Genomic DNA, 22,140 nt, shown 5'->3' on the forward strand with positions numbered 1-22,140 from the left:
GTCGGGCGAGCCGGACGAGGCTCGACCCGCGATTGACAGGCTTTGGGGCGGCTCATATCCGTCCCCGAGGTCCAAGGCCACCGCTTTCTCGGGCCGCGGTCCCCGCGCGTTGCGACGGTCCCCGGGGCGACTTACATGCCGGGATGTCGCCGCGCTCGTGCTACAGACGTGCGGACTGACGGCAGGTTCAGCCGCGCGCCATCGCTGCCGCGCGGCCCAGATCAAGGTTTTCGACGGATGCTCGGCTCGCTCGCAAGCAAGATTTTCGGGACGGCCAACGGGCGCCGGCTGAAGTCCTACGCGCCCAAGGTCGCCGCCATCAACGCGATGGAGCCCGAAGTCTCCGCCCTGTCGGACGAGCAGCTCACCGCGCGGACCGCGCAGTTCCGCGAGCAGCTCGCGGCCGGCAAGTCCCTCGACGACCTCCTGGTGCCCGCCTTCGCCACGGTGCGCGAGGCCGCCAAGCGCGTGCTCGGGCAGCGCCACTTCGACGTTCAGCTGATCGGCGGCATGGTGCTGCACGAGGGCGGCATCTCCGAGATGCGCACCGGCGAGGGCAAGACGCTCGTCGCCACCCTGGCCTGCTACCTCAACGCGCTGCCCGGCAAGGGCGTGCACGTCGTCACCGTCAACGACTACCTCGCCCGGCGCGACGCCGAGTGGATGGGCCGGGTCTACAACTTCCTCGGCCTGTCCTACGGGATCATCGTCCACGGCCTCGACGACGCCGAGCGCAAGGCCTCCTACGCGGCCGACATCACCTACGGCACGAACAACGAGTTCGGCTTCGACTACCTCCGCGACAACATGAAGTACGAGCTGGAGCAGATGTGCCAGCGCGGCCACGCCTTCGCGATCGTCGACGAGGTCGATTCGATCCTGATCGACGAGGCCCGCACGCCGCTGATCATCTCCGGCCCGTCCGAGGACAAGTCGGACCTCTACAACCGGATCGACACCTTCATCCCGCGCCTCGTGACGGGCGACTACGAGGTCGACGAGAAGCAGCGCACCGCCAACCTCACCGAGGCCGGCAACGAGCACATCGAGGCGATGCTCGGCGAGGCGGGGCTGCTCACCGAGGGCTCCCTCTACGAGGCGGCCAATTCCACGCTGGTCCACCACGTGCAGCAGGCGCTGAAGGCCCACAAGCTGTTCACACTCGACAAGGACTACATCGTCCGCAACGGCGAGCTCGTCATCATCGACGAGTTCTCGGGCCGCATGATGCCGGGCCGCCGCTACTCGGAAGGGCTGCACCAGGCCCTGGAGGCCAAGGAATCGGTCCAGGTCCAGCCCGAGAACGTGACGCTGGCCTCCATCACCTTCCAGAACTACTTCCGGCTCTACAAGAAGCTCGCCGGCATGACCGGCACGGCCTCGACCGAGGCGGACGAGTTCGCCGAGATCTACAAGCTCGAGGTGGTCGAGATCCCGACCAACCGCCCCGTGTCGCGCCTCGACGAGCACGACGAGGTGTACCGCTCGCCGGGCGAGAAGCTCAAGGCCATCGTCAAGGAGATCGAGACCGCCAGCGCCACCATGCAGCCGCTGCTGGTCGGCACGACGTCGATCGAGAAGTCCGAACAGCTCGGCGAGATGATGACGGCGGCGGGCTTCACGCGCATCGACTTCTCGGACCCTTCCGCGGCGCTGAAGGGGCTCTACGCCGCGGCCCGCTCCGGCACGCCGTCCAAGCTCTTCGCCATCCTGAACGCCCGTTTCCACGAGCAGGAGGCCTATATCGTGGCCGAGGCCGGCGTGCCCGGCGCCATCACGATCGCCACCAACATGGCGGGCCGCGGCACCGACATCAAACTCGGCGGCTCCGAGGACATGCGCATCGCCACCGAATGCGCCGCGATGGAGCCTGGCCCCGAGCGCGACGCCAAGGAGGCCGAGATCCGCGCCGAGGTGGCGGCTTTCAAGGAGAAGGCGATCGCGGCGGGCGGCCTCTACATCGTCGGCACCGAGCGGCACGAGAGCCGCCGCATCGACAACCAGCTCCGCGGCCGCTCCGGCCGCCAGGGCGACAAGGGCCGCTCCAAGTTCTTCCTGTCGCTGCAGGACGACCTGATGCGGATCTTCGGCTCGGACCGCATGGACATGGTGCTGAAGCGCCTGGGCTTGCAGGAGGACGAGGCCATCGTCCACCCCTGGATCAACAAGGCGCTGGAGAAGGCGCAGCAGAAGGTCGAGGCGCGCAACTTCGACATGCGCAAGAACGTGCTGAAGTACGACGACGTGATGAACGACCAGCGCCGCGTCGTGTTCGAGCAGCGCCGCGACATGATGGGGCAGGAATCGCTGGAGGAGATGATCGGCGAGATGCGCCAGGGCGTCATCGACGACGTCGTGGCCCGCTTCATGCCGCACGACGCCTATCCCGAGGCCTGGGACATCGAGGGCCTGAAGGCGGCGCTGAAGGACGGGCTCAACATGGAGCCGCCCGTCGGCGACTGGGCCAAGGAGGAGGGCATCGCCGACGAGGAGATGCGCGAGCGCCTTCAGGCCGCGGCCGAGGAGGCCTTCGCGTCGCGCGTCGAGAAGAACGGCGCGGAGCTCAGCCGCTACGTCGAGAAGCAGATCGTGCTGCAGGTGCTCGATCACCTGTGGCGCGAGCATCTCGTGACGCTGGACCACCTCCGGCAGGTGATCGGCTGGCGCGGCGTGGCGCAGCGCGATCCGCTGAACGAGTACAAGTCCGAGGCCTTCGAGATGTTCGACGGCCTGATCACCAAGCTGCGCGAGATCGTCACCGCGCAGATCATGCGCGTCGAGGTGGCCTACGAGCAGCCGACGGTCGGCGAGCTGCCGCCGATGTTCGCCACCCACCAGGACCCGCTCACGGGCGACGACGACGTGACGATCGCCGACATGAACGCCCGGCTCGCGGCGGGCGACTTCGGCCCCGGCAGCGGCGCGATGCTGTCGACGCTGGAGCGCATCGAGCCGACGACCCGCGACCCCGGCGACCCCGCCACCTGGGGCCGGGTCAGCCGCAACGAGAGCTGCCCCTGCGGCTCGGGCAAGAAGTACAAGCACTGCCACGGCGCGCTGGCGTAGGTTTCGTCCTTCTCCCGCAAAGCGGGAGAAGGTGGCCCGGCGAAGCCGGGTCGGATGAGGGGACCCCGGCGCTCCACGGACGTCCCCTCATCCGCCCTGCCGGGCACCTTCTCCCGTTTCGCGGGAGAAGGGCGAACCCCTCCTCACCGCTGCGCCGTCTCCCAACCCTCCGCCCGATAGAACGGCAGATTCGAGGGCGGCAGCGGCGCGATCCCGCGGATGTGATCCGCCGCCTTCTCGGCCAGCATGATCGTCGGCGCGTTGAGGTTGCCCGTCGTGATGGTCGGGAACACCGACGAGTCGGCCACGCGCAGGCCCTCGACGCCGATCACCCGCGCGTCCGGTCCCACCACGGCCTGCGGGTCGTCGATGCGCCCCATGCGGCAGGTCGAGCAGGGGTGGTAGGCGCTCTCGACGCGGCGGCGGATGAAGGCGTCGATGGCCTCGTCGCTCGTGACGTCGGCGCCGGGCGAGATCTCCTCGCCCCGGTAGGGTGCGAAGGCTTCCTGCGCGAAGATCTCGCGGGTCAGCCGCACGGCGGCGCGCATCTCCGTCCAGTCGTCGGGGTGGCTCATGTAGTCGAAGCGGATCGCCGGCGCCTGAGAAGCCTCGGCCGAGCGCAACGACACGCGGCCTCGGCTCTTCGAGCGCATCGGCCCGACATGGGCCTGGAAGCCGTGCTGCTCGGCCAGGTCCTTGCCGTTGTACGAGATGGCGGCGGGCAGGAAGTGGTACTGCAGGTCCGGCCATTCGACGCCCGCCCGGGACCGGATGAAGCCGCAGCTCTCGAAATGATTGGTGGCGCCGAGGCCATCGCGCTTCAGAAGCCAGCGCGCGCCGATCCTCGCCTGGGACAGCCGGCCGAGCGCGCCGTAGAGCGTGATGGGCTCGCGGCACGCGACCTGAAAGTAGAACTCCAGGTGGTCGGTGAGGTTGCCGCCGACGCCGGGCCGGTCGGCGACGACCGGGATGCCGTGCTCCGCGAGGTGGGCGCCCGGCCCGACGCCGGACAGCATCAGGAGCTGGGGCGAGTTGATGGCGCCGCCGGCCAGCACGACCTCGCGCCGCGCCCGGGCCTCGACCCGCTGCGCCGCGATGCGGCCGGCGAGGCCGACCGCGCGCCGCCCCTCGAGGATCACCCGCTCGGCGAGGCACCCGGTCCAGACGGTGAGGTTGGAGCGCTTGCGCGCGCGGTCCAGGTAGGCGCGGGCGGCGCTCCAGCGCTGGCCGTCGTGGACCGTGCGGTCCATCCGCCCGAAGCCCTCCTGCTGGAAGCCGTTGACGTCCGCCGTGACCGGGTAGCCGGCCTGACGCCCCGCCTCGACGAAGGCCGTGTAGAGCGGGTTGTCGAGCGGGCCGTAGCTCGTGTGGAGCGGGCCGTCGCCGCCGCGGTAGCCGTCGCCCCCCTCCTCCCGCGTCTCCGCGCGCTTGAAGTAGGGCAGCACGTCGGCGTAGCCCCAGCCGCGCGCGCCGGCGGCGCTCCAGGCCTCGTAGTCCATGGCGTTGCCGCGGATGTAGACCATGCCGTTGATCGACGACGAGCCGCCGAGCACCCGGCCCCGCGGGCAGGTGATCCGCCGGCCGTCGAGGTGCGGCTCGGGCTCGGACAGGTAGTTCCAGTTCGCCCGCTCGATGTTCATCGCCATGGCGAGCGCGCTCGGCATGCGGATCAGCGGCGACCAGTCGTTGCCGCCGCTCTCGACCAGCAGCACCGAGGCGGTGCCGTCCTCGGTCAGGCGGTCGGCGAGGACGCAGCCGGCGGAACCCGCGCCGACGATCACGTAGTCGAATTCGGTGGACAAGGGTGTGGGCCTCAGCGGAGCGATCGGCGACGGGCGGTGCCGTCCGACCGTTCCTCATCCCGAGAAGGGAGGGAGAAGCGGCGGCCGGGGCTCCATGCTAATCGATCGTGGCACATCCGTCTGTCGGGGAGCCGACGCCCGCTTCACCGCTGCGCGCGGCGCTCCTGCGAGGGCGTGCGGTCGAAGTGTTCGGAGTAGCATTTCGAGAAGTGCGACGCCGACACGAAGCCGCAGGCGAGGCCGATCGACAGGATCGGCATGGAGGTCTGCAGCAGCAGTTGACGCGCGCGGGCGAGGCGCAGGCCGAGGTAGTAGCGGGTCGGCACCTGCCCGATGTATTTGCGGAACAGCCGTTCCAGCTGCCGGGTCGACAGGCCGGCGCCCTCCGCGAGGTCGACGCAGGACAGCGGCTGCTCGATGCAGCGCTCCATCTCGGCCACCACGTTGATGAGCTTGGGGTGGGCGACGCCGAGGCGCGAGCGCAGCTCCATGCGCTGGCGCTCGTCGCCGTCCCGCATGCGGTGGTGGATCAGCTGGTCGGTGACGCCGGAGGCCACCTCCTGGCCGAGCCGGCGGGCGATCAGCGCCAGCATCATGTCGATCGCCGCGGTGCCGCCCGCGCAGGTGAAGCGCGTGCGGTCGATCTCGAACAGCTCGTCCGTGAGGTCGATCTCGGGGAACTGTTCGCGCAGCGCGTCCTGGTTCTCCCAATGGATGGTGCAGCGGTGGTCGTCGAGGAGGCCCGCCTTGGCGAGGACGTAGGTGCCCGTGCAGACCGCGCCGACCGGCACGCCGCGCGACGCGACCGTGCGCAGCCGGGCGATGGCCTCGCGGTGGTCATGGTTCTGAACGTCGATGCCGGAACACACCACGGCCGCGGTGACGCCGGCGAGGTCCGCGAAGCTGCCGTCCACCGCGACTTCGACGCCGTTCGACGCCGCGACCGGCCGCCCGTCGGCCGACAGCACGCGCCACGAGAAGGCGTCGTGGCCCTCGATGCGGTTGGCGAGGCGCAGCGGCTCGATCGCCGACGAGAAGGCGATCATCGAGAAGGCGGGCACGAGCAGGAAGCCGACGGAGGTGATGTCCGCCATCGCCCGGTTGCGCGCGCCGTCGCCGACCCTCGGCTCGCCGTCCCGCCGGCGGACCGCAGAGCCCGGCGAAACGACGCCCGAGGCGGGCGGGCGCCCCCGCCCCGTCCTCAACGCGACCTCGCCGGCTTCCGCTTTGCTGATCGACATGACGAGGGACCGACGTGCAACCCGTGGGCGAAGGCGATGCGATCCTCGGGGCCGGATCGATGTCGCGACTCTGTGCATCCGAGGATGGCCGAGGCCCGACAAATGTCAATCGAGCAAGATCCCGGCCAGCTCCGCAGCGACCCGCCTCAGACCGGCCAGCGCTCGCGACGGTGGGCCGAATCCCAGAACACCCATTCGAGCTGCATGGCGCGCGCGAAGGCCGCGTGCATGGCCGCGACGATGGTCCCCGAGGCTTCGGCGGCGAGCGCGTCCGTCGTGGCGATCATGGCGTCGACCGCGGCGGCGAAATCCTCGCCCGCATAGGTGTCGATCCAGGCGCGATACGAGTTGTCCGGCGCGGCGCGGCCGTGAATGGCCGTGCCGACCTCGCGATAGACCCAGAAGCAAGGCAGCAGCGCCGCCGCGATCACGGGCAGCGGCTCGCGGAACGCGGTCGCGAGGAGCCACGCGGCGTAGTGGTGGCAGGCCGGCGACGCGGGCTCGACCGCAACGGCGGCGGCGTCGAGGCCGAAACGGCCGAAATAGTCCTCGTGCAGGGCGCGCTCGACCACGATGGCCTCGCGGGCCGCGCCGGCGAACTGCACGATGTGGTCGGGCTGATCGGCCTTGGCGGCCGCGACCGCCAGCGCCTGGCCGAAGGCGACGAGGTATTTGGCGTCCTGGACGATGTAGTGGCGGAAGCTGTCGAGCGCGAGGCGGCCCTCGGTCAACTCCGCGTTGAAGGGGTGGGCCAGGGTGGCGTCGTAGAGGGCGCGGTTGCGCGACCAGGCGTCGGCGGAAAAGGGCATGGATTCCGGTCCTCGAGACCTCCTCCCGCAGGGCGGAAGCAGGCAAGCCACGTCACGCGAAGCGCTTCGCCGCCTGGCGCTGGTCCGCGATCATCTTGGCGAGGTCGAGCCCGACGGGGTGCCCGTCCTCCACGCGCCAGCGTCCGCCCACCATCACCCGGTCGGCGCGGTTGGCGTTGCACAGCACCAGTGCCGCCACGGGGTCGTGCGCGCCGGCGAAGCGCGTCTCGTCGAGGGTGAAGAGCGCGAGATCGGCCTGCATCCCCGGCGCGATCCGGCCGACGTCGTCGCGGCCGAGGCAGCGCGCCGAACCCTCGGTGCCCCAGCGGATCACGTCGCGGTGGCTGACGCGCTCGGCGCCGTAGCGCAGCCGGCCGATCATCAGCGCCTGGCGCAGCGCTTCCATCATGTTGGAAGCGTCGTTGGAGGCCGAGCCGTCGACGCCGAGGCCGACGGGCGCGCCGGCCGCCTCCAGTTCGACGGTGCGGCAGATGCCGGAGGCCAGCACCATGTTGGAGGCCGCGCAGTGGCACACGCCGACGCCGTGGCGGCCGAGGCGCGCCACCTCCGCGTCGTCGAAGTGGATGCCGTGCGCCACCCAGGTGCGGGGCACGAGCCAGCCGTTGCGCTCCAGGAGGTCGACCGGCCGGCAGCCGTAGCGGGCCACGCAGAAGGCCTCCTCGTCGGCGGTCTCGGCGAGGTGGGTGTGGAGCGCGCAGTCGTGCCGCTCGGCGAGCGCCGCGGTCTCGCGCATCAGCCGCTCGGTGACGGTGAAGGGCGAGCAGGGCGCGAGGCCGATGCGGATGTCCGCGCCGCGCCTGGGATCGTGGAACAGGTTCAGCACCCGCTCGCTGTCCCGCAGGATCGCGTCCTCGTCCTGCACCACGGAGTCGGGCGGCAGGCCACCGTCCTTCTCGGACAGGTTCATCGAGCCCCGCGTCACCGTCATGCGCAGGCCGACATCGCGCGCGGCCTCCACCTCGATGTCGACGGCCTGCTCCAGGCCGGCCGGGTAGAGGTAGTGGTGGTCGGCCGCGGTGGTGCAGCCCGACATGAGCAGTTCGACGAGCGCGATGCGGGTGGCGGCGCGCAGGTCCTCGGGGGTCAGCCGCGCCCAGAGCGGGTAGAGCGCCTTCAGCCAGGGGAACAGCGGCTTGTCGATGGCCGCGGGATGGGCGCGCGTGAGCGTCTGGTAGAAGTGGTGGTGCGTGTTGATGAGGCCCGGCAGCACAACGTGGCGCGACGCGTCGAAGACCCGCGCCGGCGCGCTCGGCTCGGCGCCGGCCGGCACCAGCTCGGCGATCGTCCGCCCCTCGACCACGAGGCCGCGCTCGGCGCCATCGGCGACGATGGCCAGCGGGTCCTTGATCCAGAGGCGGTCGGCGGCGGGGCTCAATAGCTCACCTTGTCGGTCTTCTCGGCCCAGGCGTGGAAGCAGGCCTCAGCTTCGGGCATGGCGAGGTGGCGCGTCGGCATGCGCCGATCCAGCGGGGGCTTCGGCACCTCGTCGTAGAGGAAGGCGTCGTCGAAGCCGATGGCGGCGGCCTGGTGGCGCGTGTTGGCGAAGACGAGCCGGTCGAGCCGCGCCCAGTAGATGGCGGAGAGGCACATCGGGCACGGCTCGCAACTCGAATAGATCGTCGCCCCTGCGAGGCTGAAGTCGTCCACGGCCGCGCAGGCGCGTCGGATCGCCGTGACCTCGGCGTGGGCGGTCGGGTCCTTGGCGGAGGTGACGGCGTTCCAGCCCTCGGCCAGGACGGCGCCGTCCCGCACGATCACGGCGCCGAAGGGCCCGCCGAGGCCGGCCTCCATGCGCGAGCGCGACAGGGCGACCGCCTGGGCCAGGAACCGCGCGTCCTCGTCGTCCGTCGTCATCGCTGCTCTCCTGCCGATACCGTCGCCCGGATCGGGCGGCGGCGCAATCGTCGGGCAGCGAGGGAGCGACCTCAGCTCACCACTCGCCCGTGTTCTTCATCGAGGCCCAGGGCTCGGCCGGCTTCTTGGGACCGCCCTTCTGGAGCAGCTCCAGCGAGATGTCGTCCGGCGTGCGCACGAAGGCCATGTGGCCGTCGCGGGGCGGGCGGTTGATGGTCACGCCGGCGTCCATCAGCTTCTGGCAGAGGGCGTAGATGTCGTCGACCTCGTAGGCGAGGTGGCCGAAGTTGCGGCCGCCCCTGTAGTCCTCGGGATCCCAGTTGTGGGTCAGCTCGACCAGCGGCGCCTTGTCGGTGCGGCCGCTCTCCACGTCCTCCGAGGCGGCCAGGAACACGAGGGTGAACCGCCCCTTCTCGTTGTCGATGCGGCGCGTCTCGGTCATGCCGAGCAGCGTTTCGAAGAAGTGCAGCGTCTTGTCGAGATCCGTGACGCGGATCATCGTGTGCAGGTATCGCATGGCGGAACGGCCTCCGGTGTGGATCGCGGTCCGCAAACGCGGTCCCGCCGCGAAAGATGCCGGCTCGGTGAACCGCCGATGAAGCCGCGGCTCAGGCCGGATTCAGGCGGCGAAGCTTAGGAAAGGCTCAACGAAGCGGCCGACCCGGAGGCCGACCGCGCGGGAGAACCTTTCCATGCAGACCTTCGTCACCTCCACCCGCGGCGCCTTCAGGACGGCCCTCACGGCCGGCACCGTCGCCCTCACGGTCGCGGGCGCAACCGTCGCCACCGCGGCCCCGGCCGCGGCCTTCGTCCGCCACGGCGGCGGATTTCACGGCGGCGGGTTCCACCATCTCGGAGGCTTCCACCACGGCGGCTTCCATCGCTTCGGCGGCTTCGGCGGCGCGCGCTTCGGCGGCTTCCACCGCTTCGGCTACGGCTACGGCCGGCACTTCGGCGGCTACGGCTTCCGGCGCGGCATCGTCGGCACCCGCACCTTCGGGGTCCGCCGCTTCGCCTACGGCGTCGGCCTGCCGTTCTACGGCTACGGCTATCGCGTCTGCCCGATCGGGCGCCACTTCGTGCCGGGCCTCGGTTGCCGCCTGAACGCCGTCTACGGCTACCGCACCTTCGGCTATCGCCCCTACGTCTACGGGGTGCGGCCCGCGTTCGGCTACGGGTTCCGTCACTACGGCTACGTCCGGCACTTCGGCGGCTACGGGTTCGGCCACGGCTTCCGTCACGGCTTCGGGGGCTTCCACCACGCCGGCTTCGGCCACCACGGAGGCTTCCGCCATCACGGCGGGTCCGGCCACGGCGGCGGCCACTTCCGTCACCGCTGAGCCCGTCACATCGCGGCGAGCGCCTCGCCGCGGTGGATCGCTTCCGCCTCGGCGGTGAAGCCGCCGCCGGAGCCGTGCAGCACCAGCGGGGCCCCGATGCGCAGCGGCGCCCGGCTGCCCTTGATCCCCGCGAGCAGGATGCGGTGCGCGTCGGCTCCCTCGCGCGGCAGCACGGGCCGCACCGCGACCGCGCCGAGCCGCCCGTCGCAGGCCGCGAGCAGTGCCGGCAGGGCGTCCGGGCGATGGATCATCACGAGCCGCCCCTTCGGGGCGAGCAGCGCCGCGGCGGCGGCGAGCCAGTCGCCGTGGCCGCGCGGCCCGGCCACGTGGGCGGTGGCGCGCGCCGCGTTCGGCGAGGCCCGCACCGCGCCGGCCGCGAAGAACGGCGGGTTGGTGACCACCAGCGACGCCGCCTCGGCCCGCAGCGCCGCGGGGCGTTCGGCGGCGCGGGCGAAGAGGTCGGCCTCCACCACGGCCACCCGGTCCCCGACGCCGTTGAGCGCGGCGTTGTGGCGCGCGAGATCCGCCGCGGCCGCGTCGGCTTCGAGCAGCAGCCCGCAGGCGTCCGGGCAGCGCAGCGCCAGCGCCAGCCCCGCCGTGCCCACCCCGGCTCCGACGTCGACGAAGGCGTCCCCCGGCGCGATCGCGGCCGCGGCGGCGAGCAGCACGGCGTCGGTGCCGGCGCGATGGCCCGCGGGCGCCTGCAGCAGCGCGAGTCGGCCGCCGAGCAGCCGGTCCGGCTCAGGCACGGCGCAGCTCTTCGCCGAAGCCCGCGTCGGTGAGCAGGCGCCGCGCGCGGGATTCGGCGTCGCGCTCGACCATGATCCGGCGCGCCAGGAAGCCCGCCGACCCCTCGATCACGCTCATGTGCTGGTCGGCGATGAAATGAGCGATGCGCGACTCCTCCAGGATCGCCGACACCACCGAGATCAGGACGATGTCGTTGGTGCGCATGATCTCGATCATCTGGAACGCGGTCTCGTTCTGCGGCGTCTTCGGCCCGGCGAAACTCTCGGCCGCCCGGACACCCCGCCGCGCCGTTTAGCGCTGTTGCGGCAGGGCTACCCCGGCCTTATGGTCCGCGCGCGCATCAGTGACAAGGAAGTGTGCCTTTGGGCGTGGTGATCCCCCTCGGTGAAACGGCCCAGGAGGCCGGCATCGGCAAGCTCTGGTCCCTCGTGCGGGCCGACATGGAACGGGTCAATCAGGCCATCGTGGCCCGGACCGGCTCCGACGTGGCCATGATCCCCGAGGTCGCCAACCACCTCATCGAGTCGGGCGGCAAGCGCCTGCGCCCCATGATGACGCTCGCCGCGGCGGGGCTGTGCGGCTACGCGGGCGACGGCCACGTCAAGCTCGCGGCCTCGGTCGAGTTCATGCACACGGCGACGCTGCTGCACGACGACGTCGTCGACCAGAGCGACATGCGCCGCGGCAAGCTCGCCGCCCGCATGCTGTGGGGCAACGAGGCTTCCGTGCTGGTCGGCGACTTCCTGCTCGGGCAGGCCTTCCGCATGATGGTGGAGGTGGGCTCCCTGCCCTGCCTGTCCGTCCTGGCCGACGCCGCGGCGGTGATCGCCGAGGGCGAGGTCATGCAGATCTCGGCCGCCAAGGACACGGCGACGACCGAGGACGACTACGTCGCGGTGATCCGCGCCAAGACGGCGGCGCTGTTCGCCGCGGCCTGCGAGGTCGGCCCCATCCTGGCCGGGCGGAGCAAGGCCGAGATGGCGGCCTGCCGCGCCTATGGCACCAACCTCGGCATCGCGTTCCAGCTCATCGACGACGCGCTGGACTACGGCGGCTCCAGCGCCAAGCTCGGCAAGAACGTCGGCGACGACTTCCGCGAAGGCAAGATCACCCTGCCGGTGGTGCTCTCATTCCGCCGTGGCTCGTCCGAGGAGCGGGCCTTCTGGGTCCGCACGCTGGAGAAGGCCGAGATCGCCGAGGGCGACCTCGAGACCGCCATCGCCACGATGCGCCGCCACCGCGCCATCGAGGACACGATCGAGCGCGCCCGGCACTACGGCGCCATGGCGCGCGACGCGCTGGAGCTGTTCCCCGCGTCCGAGCACAGGGCGGCGCTGCTCGAGGTGGTCGACTTCTGCGTGAGGCGCGCGAACTGACGACCGCCGGAGCGTCGGCCCTCACGGCGCCGGGCCGCGGTGGATGTCCGCGTCTCGCGTGAGGCGGCCGGGTTCGATCTCCGATCCTTTTTCCGCCTCGGCGAAGGCCAGCAGCCGCACGGGCGTGTCGCTCCGCCACGGCTTGAAGGCGAGTTGCAGCTTCGGGTCCGTGGCGTAGTCCTGCCAGAGCGCGTCGAGCGCGCGGTCTACCTCCGGCCGCCCGGCCGCGAGCGCGTCGAAGAGGGGCGGGCGCCGCACCAGCGCGGCTTCGAGCGGCCCGGCCGGCGCGGCGCACATCTGCGTCGCCAGCGGCCTCACCAGCGCGAAGCCGGCGAGGTCGTAGTCGACGCCGCTCCCCCGCGCCGCGACGAGTTCCGGCACCGCGCCCGAGCAGGTCGCCCAGCGGGCGTAGCCGCGGTCCATCGCCCAGAGCCGCGCCCGCGTGACGCCGTAGGGCACGGCCGCGGCGGTCGCGGACGCGAGCAGCAGCACCGTCGCGGCCGATGCGGCGCGGTCGAGCCGTCGCCTCGTCGGCGCGGCGGCCGGGGGCGCGCCGAGCAGCACGGCGAGGCCGAGCGCGAAGGGCACGAGCAGCGGAGCCGCGTGGAACGAGGCCGTCGCCCAGTCGAGGCCGAGGTGGTGGCGGCCCTGGGCGAAGGCGGCCAGGCACAGCCCCGAGAAGCCCATCAGCACCAGGGCGCAGCGCAGCCTGTCCGGGCGGAGGGTCCGGCGGCGGCGCCAGAGCAGCACGACAGCGGCCGCGAGCAGCGCCGATCCCGCGAGGAGCAGAGGCAGGCGGCCGCGCAGGCCGAACTGGCCGCCGAGGACCTCGACGGCGTAGACGACCATCCCGCCGAAGGCGTGGTCGGGGCGCGCGGCGGCCGAGGCCGAGGCGTGCGGCCGCCACAGCAGGTGCGCCACGACCAGGACGCCGCCGAGTGCGAGCCCCGCCGCCGCAGTGCGGCGCCCGGGCCGCGCCGGCATCAGGGCCTGATGGAGCGCGGCGGCGAAGAACGCGAAGGCGCCCTGGGCCGAGGCCAGCGACGCGGCGGCGCAGAGCGCGGCGGCCGGCCAGACCGCCCGCGGCCCGAACCGTTCCGTCATGACGGCGTCGGCCACGACCACCGCGTTGACGACGAACCATCCGAGCTCGAAGCTCCAGAGAAGGTGCTCCGTCTGGGTCGGCTGGAAGGCGAGCGCGAAACAGGCCGCGACGGCGGCGCAGCGGATCGCGACGGGGTCCCGCGCGTCCGCCGCGAGGCGCGCCGCCATGGCGGCCGTCAAGGCGACGACGACGACGGAGAGGCCCACGAAGGCCCGCATGTCGAGGCCGAGGGCGCGACGCGCCAGCCACAGCAGGGCGAACTGCGCGCCCACGGGGTGCTCGTTGTTCCACAGGTCGGGCAGGTCCCACGGTCGCAGACGGCCGGCGTCGGCCTCGGCGAACCAGCGCAGCGTGGCGAGGTCGTCGTTGTAGAACCAGTCCACCGCGTGGCGGTGCGCGAAGGTCAGGGCGAACGCGGCGCAGCCGAGGCCGAGCGCGGCGGGCGCGAAGCGCGCCGCACCGAGGGGCGAGCCGGCCAGGGCGTCAGTGCCCCTGGAGGAACGTCGCCCGCGCGCTGGCGCTGTGCTCCTTCAATACCTTGCCGGCGGCCGCGTCGACCTCCTTGAGATGCACGTCGTAGCCCCACAGGTCGGCGAGATGCTGGAGCACTTCGCGCGTCTCGCGCTCGCTCATGAGAACGCCGTTCAGCACGCTGTGCTGCAGCATCAGCCGCCGGTCGCCCGCGAGGTCGACGTCCACCACTTGGATGTCCGGGTCCTGCCAGGCGACGTCGTAGTGGCGCGACAGGGCCCGGCGCAGGCCGCGGTAGCCGCGCTCGTCGTGGATGGCCGCGACCTTGAGGTCCTTCTTCGGGTCGCCCCCGTCCTGCACGTGGAACAGGCGCCAGCGCCGCATGAGGTTGGGGCTCAGGAACTGCGACACGAAGCTCTCGTCGCGGTAGTTGGCCCAGACGTCGGCCAGAACTGCGTAGGGATCGCCGCGCCCCGCGATGTCGGGGAACCACTCGCGGTCCTCGTCCTCGGGCTTGGTGACGATGCGCTCGATGTCCTGCATCATGGCGAAGCCCAGCGCGTAGGGATTGATGCCGCTGAAGCGCTTGTCGTCGTATTCGGGTTGCATCACCACGTTGGTGTGCGAGCCGAGGAACTCCAGGTAGGATCCCTCGCTGATCTGCCCCGTCTCGTAGAGGCGGCCCATGATCTGGTAGTGGCAGTAAGTGGCGCAGCCCTCGTTCATCAGCTTGGTCTGCCCCTGCGGATAGAAGTACTGGGCGATCAGGCGGACGATGCGGATGATCTCGCGCTGCCAGGGGGCGAGGCGCGGCGCGGTCTTCTCCAGGAAATACAGGATGTTCTCCTGCGGGAGCTCCAGCAAGGCCTTGCGCCGCTCGTCCGACAGGTTGGCGCCCTTGGCCTTCTCCTTCTCGGGGACGGTGCGCCACAGGTCGTTGAAGATCTGCTCCTGGTGCTCCCGCCGCTCGCGCTCGCGGCGCTGCTCAGAGGCGAGGTCCGGCTTGCGCTTGCGCGGGTAGCGGTGGACGCCGTGGCTCTGCAGCGCGTGGGCGGCGTCCAGCACCCGCTCGACCGCGATCGCGCCGTAGCGCTCCTCGCAGTCGGCGATGAAGGTCTTGGCGAAGTCGAGGTAGCCGACGATGCCCTCGGCCTGCGTCCACTGCTTGAACAGGTAGTTGTTCTTGAAGAAGTGGTTGTGCCCGAAGGCCGCGTGAGCGATCACCAACGTCTGCATCGTGGCGGAGTTCTCCTCCATGATGTAGCTGATGCAGGGGTCGGAGTTGATGACGATCTCGTAGGCGAGGCCGCGCAACCCCTTGCGGTAGCTGGCCTCGTGGTGGGCGAAGCTCTTGCCGAAGCTCCAGTGCCCGTAGAACAGCGGCATGCCGACGGACGAGTAGGCGTCGAGCATCTGCTCGGTGGTGATGATCTCGATCTGGTTGGGGTAGGTCCTCAGGCCGAGTTCGCCGTGGGCGATCTCGGCGCAGGCGTCGTTGATGCGCTGCAGCGTCTCGTAGGTCCAGTCGGAGCCCTCGAACAGCAGCGGGCCCCCGCTCGTCGCCGTCATGCGGTCGCTCCCTTCGCGGCTGCCCTGCCGGTGCCGCCGGCCGCGGCCTTGTCCTTGCGCTCGAAGAGCTTGCGGAACACGGGGTAGATCTCGGCGCGGTGGCGCACCTTGCACATGGCGAAGTCCGAGCCCGCCTTGGCCACGGCCTCGTAGGTCCGCCACAGCTCGGTCTGCCGCTGCACGAAGCCCATGTGCGGCGTCTCGTTCTCGCGCCCGACCTCGAGGTAGGCGAAATACTGGCACAGCGGCAGCACGCCGTCGCGCAGCGTCGTCGCGGTGCGCTCGGTGTCGCCGGACGAGTTGTCGCCATCGCTGGCCTGCGCGGTGTAGATGTTCCAGTCGCCGGGCGGATAGCGCGCCTCGACGACGCGGATCATCTCGTCGAGCGCCGAGGACACCACCGTGCCGCCCGTCTCGGGCGAGGAGAAGAAGGTCTCCTCGTCGACCTCCTTGGCCTCGTGCGTGTGCCGGATGAAGACGATGTCGACGTTCTTATAGCGGCGCTTCAGGAAGATGTAGAGCAGCGAGAAGAACCGCTTGGCGAGGTCCTTCATGTGCTCGGTCATCGAGGCTGAGGTGTCCATGAGGCAGAACATCACCGCCTGCGCGACGGGCTTCGGCACCGGGTTGAAGCGGCGATAGCGGATGTCGATCGGGTCGACGAAGCTGACCCGCCGCGTCCGGTCCTGGAGGAGCGCCAGCTCGGCCCGCAGCACCTCCAGCCGCTCGGGTTCGAGGCCGGATTCGGCCAGCGCCTCCACCTCGGCTTCCAGCGCCTTCAGGTCCTCGCCCTTCGGCCGGCGCAGCGCGATGCGCCGCGACAGCGAGTTCCGCATGGTGCGGGACAGCGACATGTTGGCGGGCGAGCCGGCCGTGGAGTAGCCGGCGCGGGCGAGCGACTGCGATTCCGTCGTCGCCAGCTTCTTCTTGGCGAGGTCCGGAAGTTCGAGGTCGTCGAAGAACAGGTCGAGGTATTCCTCGCGCGACAGGACGAAGCGGAAGTCGTCCTCGCCCGAGCCGTCCTCCGCGCCCTCGTTGCCGCGGCCGCCGCCGCCCGACGGGTCGCGCGGGATGGTGTCGCCCTCGATGAACTTCTTGTTGCCGGGGAACAGCCCTTCCCGCACCCCGCCTTTCGAGGACCGGCGCAGGCGGGGCTCGCGCACCCCGTCGAGCGGAATGGACACTTCCCCGCCCTGGTCGAGGTCCTTGATCGAGCGGTCCTTGGAGGAGTTGCGCACCGCCTGCCGCACCAGCGACTTGGCGCGCCGCAGGAAGCGCTGCCGGTTGGCGAGGCTCTTGCCGCTCCCGTTGAGGCGGCGGTCGACGATATGCATGGGGCCTCGCTGACGCTCTCTACCCGATCACCCGGCCTTCTTGTGGCGCATGTACCATTCGACGAGACGCCGAACCTGCCGCTCCGTGTAGCCCCGCTCCACCATCCGCTGCACGAATTCGCCGTGCTTCTTCTCGGTCTCGCTGTCGCGCTTTGAGGTGAAGCTGATGACCGGCAGCAGTTCTTCGACCTGGCTGAACATGCGCCGCTCGATCACGTCGCGCAACTTTTCGTAGGAGGTCCAGGACGGGTTCCGACCCGCATTGTGGGCGCGGGCGCGGAGCGAGAACTTCACGACCTCGTTGCGGAAGTCCTTGGGATTGGCGATGCCCGCCGGCTTCTCGATCTTGGTCAGTTCCTGGTTCAGGAGTTCGCGGTTGAGGAGCTGGCCGGTGTCGGGGTCCTTGAAGTCCTGGTCCTCGATCCAGGCGTCGGCGTAGTCCACGTAGCGGTCGAACAGGTTCTGGCCGTAATCGTGGTAGGATTCGAGGTAGGCCTTCTGGATCTCGTGCCCGATGAACTCCGCGTAGCGCGGGGCGAGGTCCGCCTTGATGAACTCGCGGTAGCGCTTCTCGACGTCGTCGGGCAGCTGTTCGCGGCGGATCGACTGCTCCAGCACGTACATGAGGTGCACGGGGTCGGCGACGACCTCGGTGGTGTCGTGGTTGAAGGTGGCGGCCAGCACCTTGAAGGCGAAGCGGGTCGAGATGCCGTCCATGCCCTCGTCTACGCCGGCGGCGTCCCGGTACTCCTGCATGGACCGGGCGCGGGGGTCGACCTCGCGCAGGCTCTCGCCGTCGTAGACGCGCATCTTGCTGTAGGTGTTGGAGTTCTCGTGCTCCCGCAGCCGCGACAGGACCGAGAACCGCGCCAGCATGTCGAGCGTGCCCGGCGCGCAGGGCGCGTCCGCCAGTTCGGAGGAGCGGATCAGCTTGTCGTAGATCGACTTCTCCTCGGAGACGCGCAGGCAGTACGGGACCTTGATCACGTAGATGCGGTCGATGAAGGCCTCGTTGTTCTTGTTCTGGCGGAAGGTCTGCCACTCGGCCTCGTTCGAGTGCGCCATGATGATGCCCGTGAACGGGATCGCGCCGATGTTCTCCGTGCCGACGTAGTTGCCCTCCTGCGTGGCGGTCAGCAGGGGGTGGAGCATCTTGATCGGCGCCTTGAACATCTCGACGAACTCGAGCATGCCCTGGTTGGCGCGGTTGAGGCCGCCCGAATAGCTGTAGGCGTCCGGGTCGGCCTGCGACAGCGACTCCAGCTTGCGGATGTCGACCTTGCCGACGAGGGACGAGATGTCCTGGTTGTTCTCGTCGCCGGGCTCGGTCTTGGCGAGCGCGATCTGGCGCAGGCGGGACGGGTTGATCTTGACGACCTTGAACCGGGTGATGTCGCCGTTGAACTCGTCGAGGCGCTTCAGCGCCCAGGGGCTCATCAGCCCGGTGAGGCGCCGGCGCGGGATGCCGTAGCGGTCCTCGATCTGCTCGCCCATCGTCTCCGGATCGAAGAGGCCCAGCGGGCTCTCGAACACGGGTGACAGGTCGTTGCCGGCCTTGAGCACGTAGACGGGGTGGTGCTCAATCAGCGCCTTCAGGCGCTCGGCGAGCGAGGACTTGCCGCCGCCGACGGGGCCGAGCAGGTACAGGATCTGCTTGCGCTCCTCCAGGCCCTGCGCGGCGTGGCGGAAGAAGGACACGATGCGCTCGATCGTCTCCTCCATGCCGTAGAACTCGGAGAAGGCGGGGTAGAGCCGCACGGTGCGGTTCATGAAGATGCGGCCGAGGCGCGGGTCCTTGGCGGTGTCCACCATCTCGGGCGCGCCGATGGCGGCCAGGATCCGCTCGGGCGCGCTGGCATACATCATGGGGTCGGAGCGGCAGCCCTGCAGGTAGTCGGCGAGCGACATGTCGGCCGCCCGCCGGGCGTCGTAGGACCGCGTGAAGCTCGTGAACAGGTCGTCCATCAAAGGGCCCTCTCATCCGCTCGACGTCCGATCTCGGGACGGCCGTCGACGAGTCTGAATCCTGACTGCAGGCCGTGTGCCAGTTCGGTGACGGGCTACCCGTCGTCGGCGTGACGGCCTTCAGCCAAAGCGTGGCGAGTGTCCGTTCTGTGGCGCTTTCCTCACAGGATCGGAGCTTTCTTCAGCTCCCACCACCATGGAAAGCCAGTCTTCGCGCCCTGGCAAGCGCGGGGCTTGCGGCCAGACGGCACGGTGCAAGCTGAGGCTGCACTCGGGCCGATGAAGCGTTGATGAACGATCACGGTCGGATTCGACCCGCGACCCGCGCCCGAAGGCCGCAAATCCCTGCTGCGTCATGGAGAAGGACGCCGAGACGCCAGACACCGTTCCCGCCGCGGCCCGATGCCGCCGCCGGCGCCGGTGAGCCGGTCGCTCCCCGCATTTCAGGTCCTGGTGTGCCGCCGCTGCAACAGCCGACGCACCGTCCGGGCCCTCCGCAACGCTGCTTAAGCGATGGGCAGCGGGCCTCAGGGTTTCAAGTGCGGCGGAGGCGGACACACGGGTCGGACCAGTCGCCTGCCCATCCGCTCCCGTTTCGATCGAGGTCGGGCACCGCGCCGGGGCATCGGCCGACCCCGAACGGAGCGACGCGCGACATGCGTTCGGTCCGACGGTGACGACCGTCCGGAGATCGGATCGCTCAGCCCGAAGTGCGCGAGGCCGTCAGCGCAGCGCCGTCGCCTTGACCCACCAGTCGGGGCGCGCTTCGGCGACCCGCGCCGCGGCGGCGCGGGCGGCGCGGCGGTCGTCGTAGAGCGCGAAACAGGTGGAACCTGACCCCGACATCCGCACGACGCGGTGGCCCACGGTGGCGCCGAGCACGTCCACCGCGTCGCCGATGGCGGGCGCGATCGACAGAGCCGCGGCCTGCATGTCGTTGCGGCCGCCGCGCACGAGATCGACGAAGCCGGGGTGGTCGAGCCCGTCATGCGGCAGGGGATGCTCGCCGAGGTCGCGCGACTCGCCGGGCGCGAAGCCCATGGCCTTGAACACGGCGGGGGTCGGCACGTGGACGCGCGGGTTGGCCAGCACGGCGTAGAGCGGGCGCGCCATCAGCGGCGTGCCGAGACGGTCGCCGGTGCCCGCCATCATGCGCGAGCGCGGATGGACGCAGACCGGCACGTCCGACCCCGTGTCGCAGGCGGCGGCGTGGACGCGCTCGTCGTCGATGCTGAGGCCGTTGGCGCGCGCGAGCAGGCGCAGCGCCGCCGCGGCATCCGACGACCCCCCGCCGATGCCGGCCCCCACGGGCAGGCGCTTCAGGAGCCGGAAGGCGCCGAGCCGTAGGCCCGGCACGCGCTCGGCGAGCGCACGGGCGGCCTTGAGCACGAGGTTGCCGTCCGCGTCGCCGGCGTCCGTGGCGGTCGGCCCCGACACGACGAGGCCGAGCGGCGCGCCGGGATCGAGCGCGAGGACGTCCGCGACGCCGGCGAAGATCACCAGGCTCTCGAGGTCGTGAAAGCCGTCGTCGCGCCGCCGCACGACGTGGAGCGTCAGGTTGATCTTGGCCGGGGCGCGGGTCAGGAACTGCATGCGGCTGCATGGCCCGAAGGCGTCGGGTGGGTCAAGGAGACGCGGGACGCCGTCCCGCGCCGCGGAAGAGCCTCACCGCAGCACGTTGTCGGGCTGCTGGCGTTCGAGCGCCCGGCCGTAACGGCGCAGGGCGTGCGCCTCCGTCATCGTGCCCACCACGCGCCGCGTCGCCTCGTGGTCCACCACCACCAGGGCGTCGGCCTCGCCCTTCTCGAACAGGTCGAGCGCCTCGCGCACCGTCATCCAGGGCAGCAGCACGCGGTCGGCGAAGCGGCTCAGCGACGACACGGGGTCCCCGCCGCGGTCGAGCGGCGCCGTGTGAAGGTCGTCGAGCATCACCAGCCCCGCGTAGCGGCCGGCGCCGTCGACCACGGCCAGCTGTTTGGCGGAGCCGAGCGGGAAGGCGAGCCGGGCCTCGCGGAGAGTGAGGTCGTGCGCCGCCGTGCGCACGTTCGCCTGCATGAGCGACTTGACCGACAGGTCCCGCATCCAGCCCACGTCGTGCGGGCCGCGGATGGCCTCCCCGCGCAGGTGGAAGCGCCAGGTCGCGAAGGAATAGCCGAACAGCTCCCGCACGATCAGCGACGACACCACGGCGCCGATCAGCGCCGCGATCGTGATGGGGAAGTTGCCGGTGGTCTCCAGCGCCAGCGCCGTCATGGTGACGGGCGCACCGATCACGCCGGTGCCGAGGGCCGCCATGCCGGTCAGCGCCGCGACATCTGGATCGAAGGCGAGGTCCGGGTAGAGGACGAAACCGACGTCGTGGTAGAGGCGCCCGACCAGCGCGCCGATCAGCAGCGAGGCGTAGAACAGGCCGCCGCGGAAGCCCGAGCCGAGCGACACCGCCGAGGCCGCCCCCTTCAGCGCGATGATGCCCAGGATGGTGAGCGGCGCCAGCGAGGCCACGAGGTCGATCGACATGGCGCCGTGTCCGGCCCCGAGCACCTGCGGGGTCAGCAGCCCCATGCCGCCCACCACGAGGCCGCCGACGGGCATGCGCCAGGGCGCCGGCACCTTCAGCCGGCGGAACAGGGTCTCGCTGCCCGCCACGGCCACCATCAGCAGGATACCGGCGAAGCCGCAGAGCACCCCGATGGCGACGACGTGGCCGAGGTCGCCCGCCCCCAGGGTCGCGAGCGATCCGGGGCGGATCAGGAAATGGCCCTCGTCGAAGCTGTGGGCGACCTGGCTCGCCACGAGGGCGCTCGCGGCCACGGGCGCCAGCGCCGACACCGTGTAGGTGCCGAGCACGACCTCGAACCCGTAGAAGGCGCCGGCCAGCGGCGCCCCGAAGGCGGCCGCGATGGCGCCGGCCGCCCCGCAGGCGACGAGGAGGCGCAGGTCGCCGCGCCGGGTCGCCAGCGCGAGGCCGAGGCGGGACGCGATGGCGGCGGAGATCTGCGCGTAGCCGGCCTCAAGCCCGACCGAGCCCCCCGTGCCGCAGGACACCACGGTCTGCACCGTGACGAGCAGGCTGCCGGTCAGCGACAGGCGCCCTCCGAACAGCGCGTTGGCCTCGATGGCGTCGGCGAGGCGCCCCGACAGGCGGCGCGCATACCGCGACAGCGCGGTCAACGCGAGGCCGCCGAGCACGGGGACGAGGAGCGTCCGCCAGCCGATCAGGTGCGCGGCGGCGCTGAGCCGCTGCCCGTGCGGCAGGGCGAAGAGCAGCTCGTGCATCGCCTGGACGGTGGATCCGACCAGCGCCACGAGTCCGCCGGCGGCGACGCCGATCACCAGCGCGGCGAGCACGAGGCCGGCTTCGCGCGTCCGGACGAAGGTCCTGAGCCAAATCGGCAGCTGCCGGCCGGCGATCGTCTGCTGGGGGTTCGACAAGACCT

At 71.0% G+C, this 22,140-nt stretch carries 17 protein-coding genes; 3 read left to right on the forward strand and 14 right to left on the reverse strand.

Annotation, left to right across the window (positions count from 1 at the left end; translation table 11 throughout):
- Positions 1-237: 237 nt before the first annotated feature.
- Positions 238-3,066 (forward strand): preprotein translocase subunit SecA, encoded by a 2,829-nt coding sequence (gene secA / locus L7N97_RS27975; protein ID WP_237481925.1) that lies wholly within the window; start codon positions 238-240, stop codon positions 3,064-3,066.
- 143 nt (positions 3,067-3,209) lie between these two features.
- Here the strand turns inward: secA and betA are convergent, their stop codons facing one another.
- The 6 genes from betA to L7N97_RS28005 all read right to left on the reverse strand — a co-directional run bounded on the left by betA (position 3,210) and on the right by L7N97_RS28005 (position 9,310).
- Complete coding sequence (gene betA, locus L7N97_RS27980; RefSeq protein ID WP_237481927.1) at positions 3,210-4,868, reverse strand: choline dehydrogenase; 1,659 nt, start codon at positions 4,866-4,868, stop codon at positions 3,210-3,212.
- 143 nt (positions 4,869-5,011) lie between these two features.
- Positions 5,012-6,109, reverse strand: coding sequence for a GlxA family transcriptional regulator (locus tag L7N97_RS27985; protein ID WP_237481929.1), 1,098 nt, complete (start codon positions 6,107-6,109; stop codon positions 5,012-5,014).
- Between the two features lie 146 nt (positions 6,110-6,255).
- Complete coding sequence (locus L7N97_RS27990; RefSeq protein ID WP_237481931.1) at positions 6,256-6,918, reverse strand: TenA family protein; 663 nt, start codon at positions 6,916-6,918, stop codon at positions 6,256-6,258.
- Between the two features lie 52 nt (positions 6,919-6,970).
- Positions 6,971-8,314: an 8-oxoguanine deaminase gene (locus L7N97_RS27995; protein ID WP_237481933.1), complete on the reverse strand. Its 1,344-nt coding sequence runs from the start codon at positions 8,312-8,314 to the stop codon at positions 6,971-6,973.
- Positions 8,311-8,793, reverse strand: a complete 483-nt coding sequence (locus L7N97_RS28000) for a nucleoside deaminase (protein WP_237481935.1) — start codon at positions 8,791-8,793, stop codon at positions 8,311-8,313. The genes L7N97_RS27995 and L7N97_RS28000 overlap by 4 nt, the downstream gene beginning before the upstream one ends.
- Before the next feature lie 76 nt (positions 8,794-8,869).
- Positions 8,870-9,310, reverse strand: coding sequence for a VOC family protein (locus L7N97_RS28005; RefSeq protein WP_237481937.1), 441 nt, complete (start codon positions 9,308-9,310; stop codon positions 8,870-8,872).
- A 175-nt stretch (positions 9,311-9,485) separates the two neighbouring features.
- Here L7N97_RS28005 and L7N97_RS28010 point away from each other — a divergent pair, with 175 nt between their 5' ends.
- On the forward strand, positions 9,486-10,133 hold the full coding sequence (locus L7N97_RS28010) for a hypothetical protein (protein WP_237481939.1): 648 nt from the start codon (positions 9,486-9,488) through the stop codon (positions 10,131-10,133).
- Between the two features lie 5 nt (positions 10,134-10,138).
- On the opposite strand, the gene L7N97_RS28015 is transcribed toward L7N97_RS28010, so the two are convergent.
- Both L7N97_RS28015 and L7N97_RS28020 read right to left on the reverse strand, forming a co-directional pair.
- A complete protein-coding gene (locus L7N97_RS28015) occupies positions 10,139-10,882 on the reverse strand; it encodes a tRNA1(Val) (adenine(37)-N6)-methyltransferase (protein ID WP_237481941.1) in 744 nt (247 codons plus the stop codon).
- Positions 10,875-11,099 carry a putative signal transducing protein gene (locus tag L7N97_RS28020; protein ID WP_237481942.1) on the reverse strand — a complete coding sequence of 75 codons (225 nt, stop codon included), beginning with the start codon at positions 11,097-11,099 and terminating at the stop codon, positions 10,875-10,877. The genes L7N97_RS28015 and L7N97_RS28020 overlap by 8 nt, the downstream gene beginning before the upstream one ends.
- 146 nt (positions 11,100-11,245) lie before the next feature.
- Between L7N97_RS28020 and L7N97_RS28025 the strand changes: the two genes are divergently transcribed.
- The gene (locus L7N97_RS28025; protein WP_237481944.1) at positions 11,246-12,259 is read left to right on the forward strand and encodes a polyprenyl synthetase family protein; all 1,014 of its coding nucleotides are present in this window, start codon (positions 11,246-11,248) and stop codon (positions 12,257-12,259) included.
- 21 nt (positions 12,260-12,280) lie between these two features.
- On the opposite strand, the gene L7N97_RS28030 is transcribed toward L7N97_RS28025, so the two are convergent.
- The 6 genes from L7N97_RS28030 to L7N97_RS28055 all read right to left on the reverse strand — a co-directional run bounded on the left by L7N97_RS28030 (position 12,281) and on the right by L7N97_RS28055 (position 22,135).
- Positions 12,281-13,747 carry a hypothetical protein gene (locus tag L7N97_RS28030; RefSeq protein ID WP_237481945.1) on the reverse strand — a complete coding sequence of 489 codons (1,467 nt, stop codon included), beginning with the start codon at positions 13,745-13,747 and terminating at the stop codon, positions 12,281-12,283.
- Positions 13,748-13,847: 100 nt separating this feature from the next.
- Entirely contained in the window at positions 13,848-15,404 is a 1,557-nt protein-coding gene (locus tag L7N97_RS28035; protein WP_237481947.1) for a SpoVR family protein, read from the reverse strand.
- A complete protein-coding gene (locus tag L7N97_RS28040) occupies positions 15,401-16,738 on the reverse strand; it encodes a YeaH/YhbH family protein (protein ID WP_237481949.1) in 1,338 nt (445 codons plus the stop codon). The genes L7N97_RS28035 and L7N97_RS28040 overlap by 4 nt, the downstream gene beginning before the upstream one ends.
- 27 nt (positions 16,739-16,765) lie before the next feature.
- Positions 16,766-18,703 carry a PrkA family serine protein kinase gene (locus L7N97_RS28045; protein WP_237481951.1) on the reverse strand — a complete coding sequence of 646 codons (1,938 nt, stop codon included), beginning with the start codon at positions 18,701-18,703 and terminating at the stop codon, positions 16,766-16,768.
- 723 nt (positions 18,704-19,426) lie between these two features.
- Positions 19,427-20,296, reverse strand: a complete 870-nt coding sequence (locus L7N97_RS28050) for a 4-(cytidine 5'-diphospho)-2-C-methyl-D-erythritol kinase (protein WP_237481952.1) — start codon at positions 20,294-20,296, stop codon at positions 19,427-19,429.
- 72 nt (positions 20,297-20,368) lie between these two features.
- A complete protein-coding gene (locus L7N97_RS28055) occupies positions 20,369-22,135 on the reverse strand; it encodes a chloride channel protein (RefSeq protein WP_237481953.1) in 1,767 nt (588 codons plus the stop codon).
- Positions 22,136-22,140: the final 5 nt, after the last annotated feature.

It is taken from the genome of Lichenibacterium dinghuense (genome assembly GCF_021730615.1).
Lineage (GTDB): Bacteria > Pseudomonadota > Alphaproteobacteria > Rhizobiales > Beijerinckiaceae > Lichenihabitans > Lichenihabitans dinghuensis.

Bases quoted from the DNA above. Each gene is read 5' to 3' on its own strand.
- secA (WP_237481925.1), top strand. From the start codon at position 238: ATGCTCGGCTCGCTCGCAAGCAAGATTTTCGGGACGGCCAACGGGCGC.
- L7N97_RS27985 (WP_237481929.1), bottom strand. From the start codon at position 6,109: ATGTCGATCAGCAAAGCGGAAGCCGGCGAGGTCGCGTTGAGGACGGGG.
- L7N97_RS27990 (WP_237481931.1), bottom strand. From the start codon at position 6,918: ATGCCCTTTTCCGCCGACGCCTGGTCGCGCAACCGCGCCCTCTACGAC.
- L7N97_RS28000 (WP_237481935.1), bottom strand. From the start codon at position 8,793: ATGACGACGGACGACGAGGACGCGCGGTTCCTGGCCCAGGCGGTCGCC.
- L7N97_RS28005 (WP_237481937.1), bottom strand. From the start codon at position 9,310: ATGCGATACCTGCACACGATGATCCGCGTCACGGATCTCGACAAGACG.
- L7N97_RS28010 (WP_237481939.1), top strand. From the start codon at position 9,486: ATGCAGACCTTCGTCACCTCCACCCGCGGCGCCTTCAGGACGGCCCTC.
- L7N97_RS28020 (WP_237481942.1), bottom strand. From the start codon at position 11,099: ATGATCGAGATCATGCGCACCAACGACATCGTCCTGATCTCGGTGGTG.
- L7N97_RS28035 (WP_237481947.1), bottom strand. From the start codon at position 15,404: ATGACGGCGACGAGCGGGGGCCCGCTGCTGTTCGAGGGCTCCGACTGG.
- L7N97_RS28040 (WP_237481949.1), bottom strand. From the start codon at position 16,738: ATGCATATCGTCGACCGCCGCCTCAACGGGAGCGGCAAGAGCCTCGCC.
- L7N97_RS28045 (WP_237481951.1), bottom strand. From the start codon at position 18,703: ATGGACGACCTGTTCACGAGCTTCACGCGGTCCTACGACGCCCGGCGG.
- L7N97_RS28050 (WP_237481952.1), bottom strand. From the start codon at position 20,296: ATGCAGTTCCTGACCCGCGCCCCGGCCAAGATCAACCTGACGCTCCAC.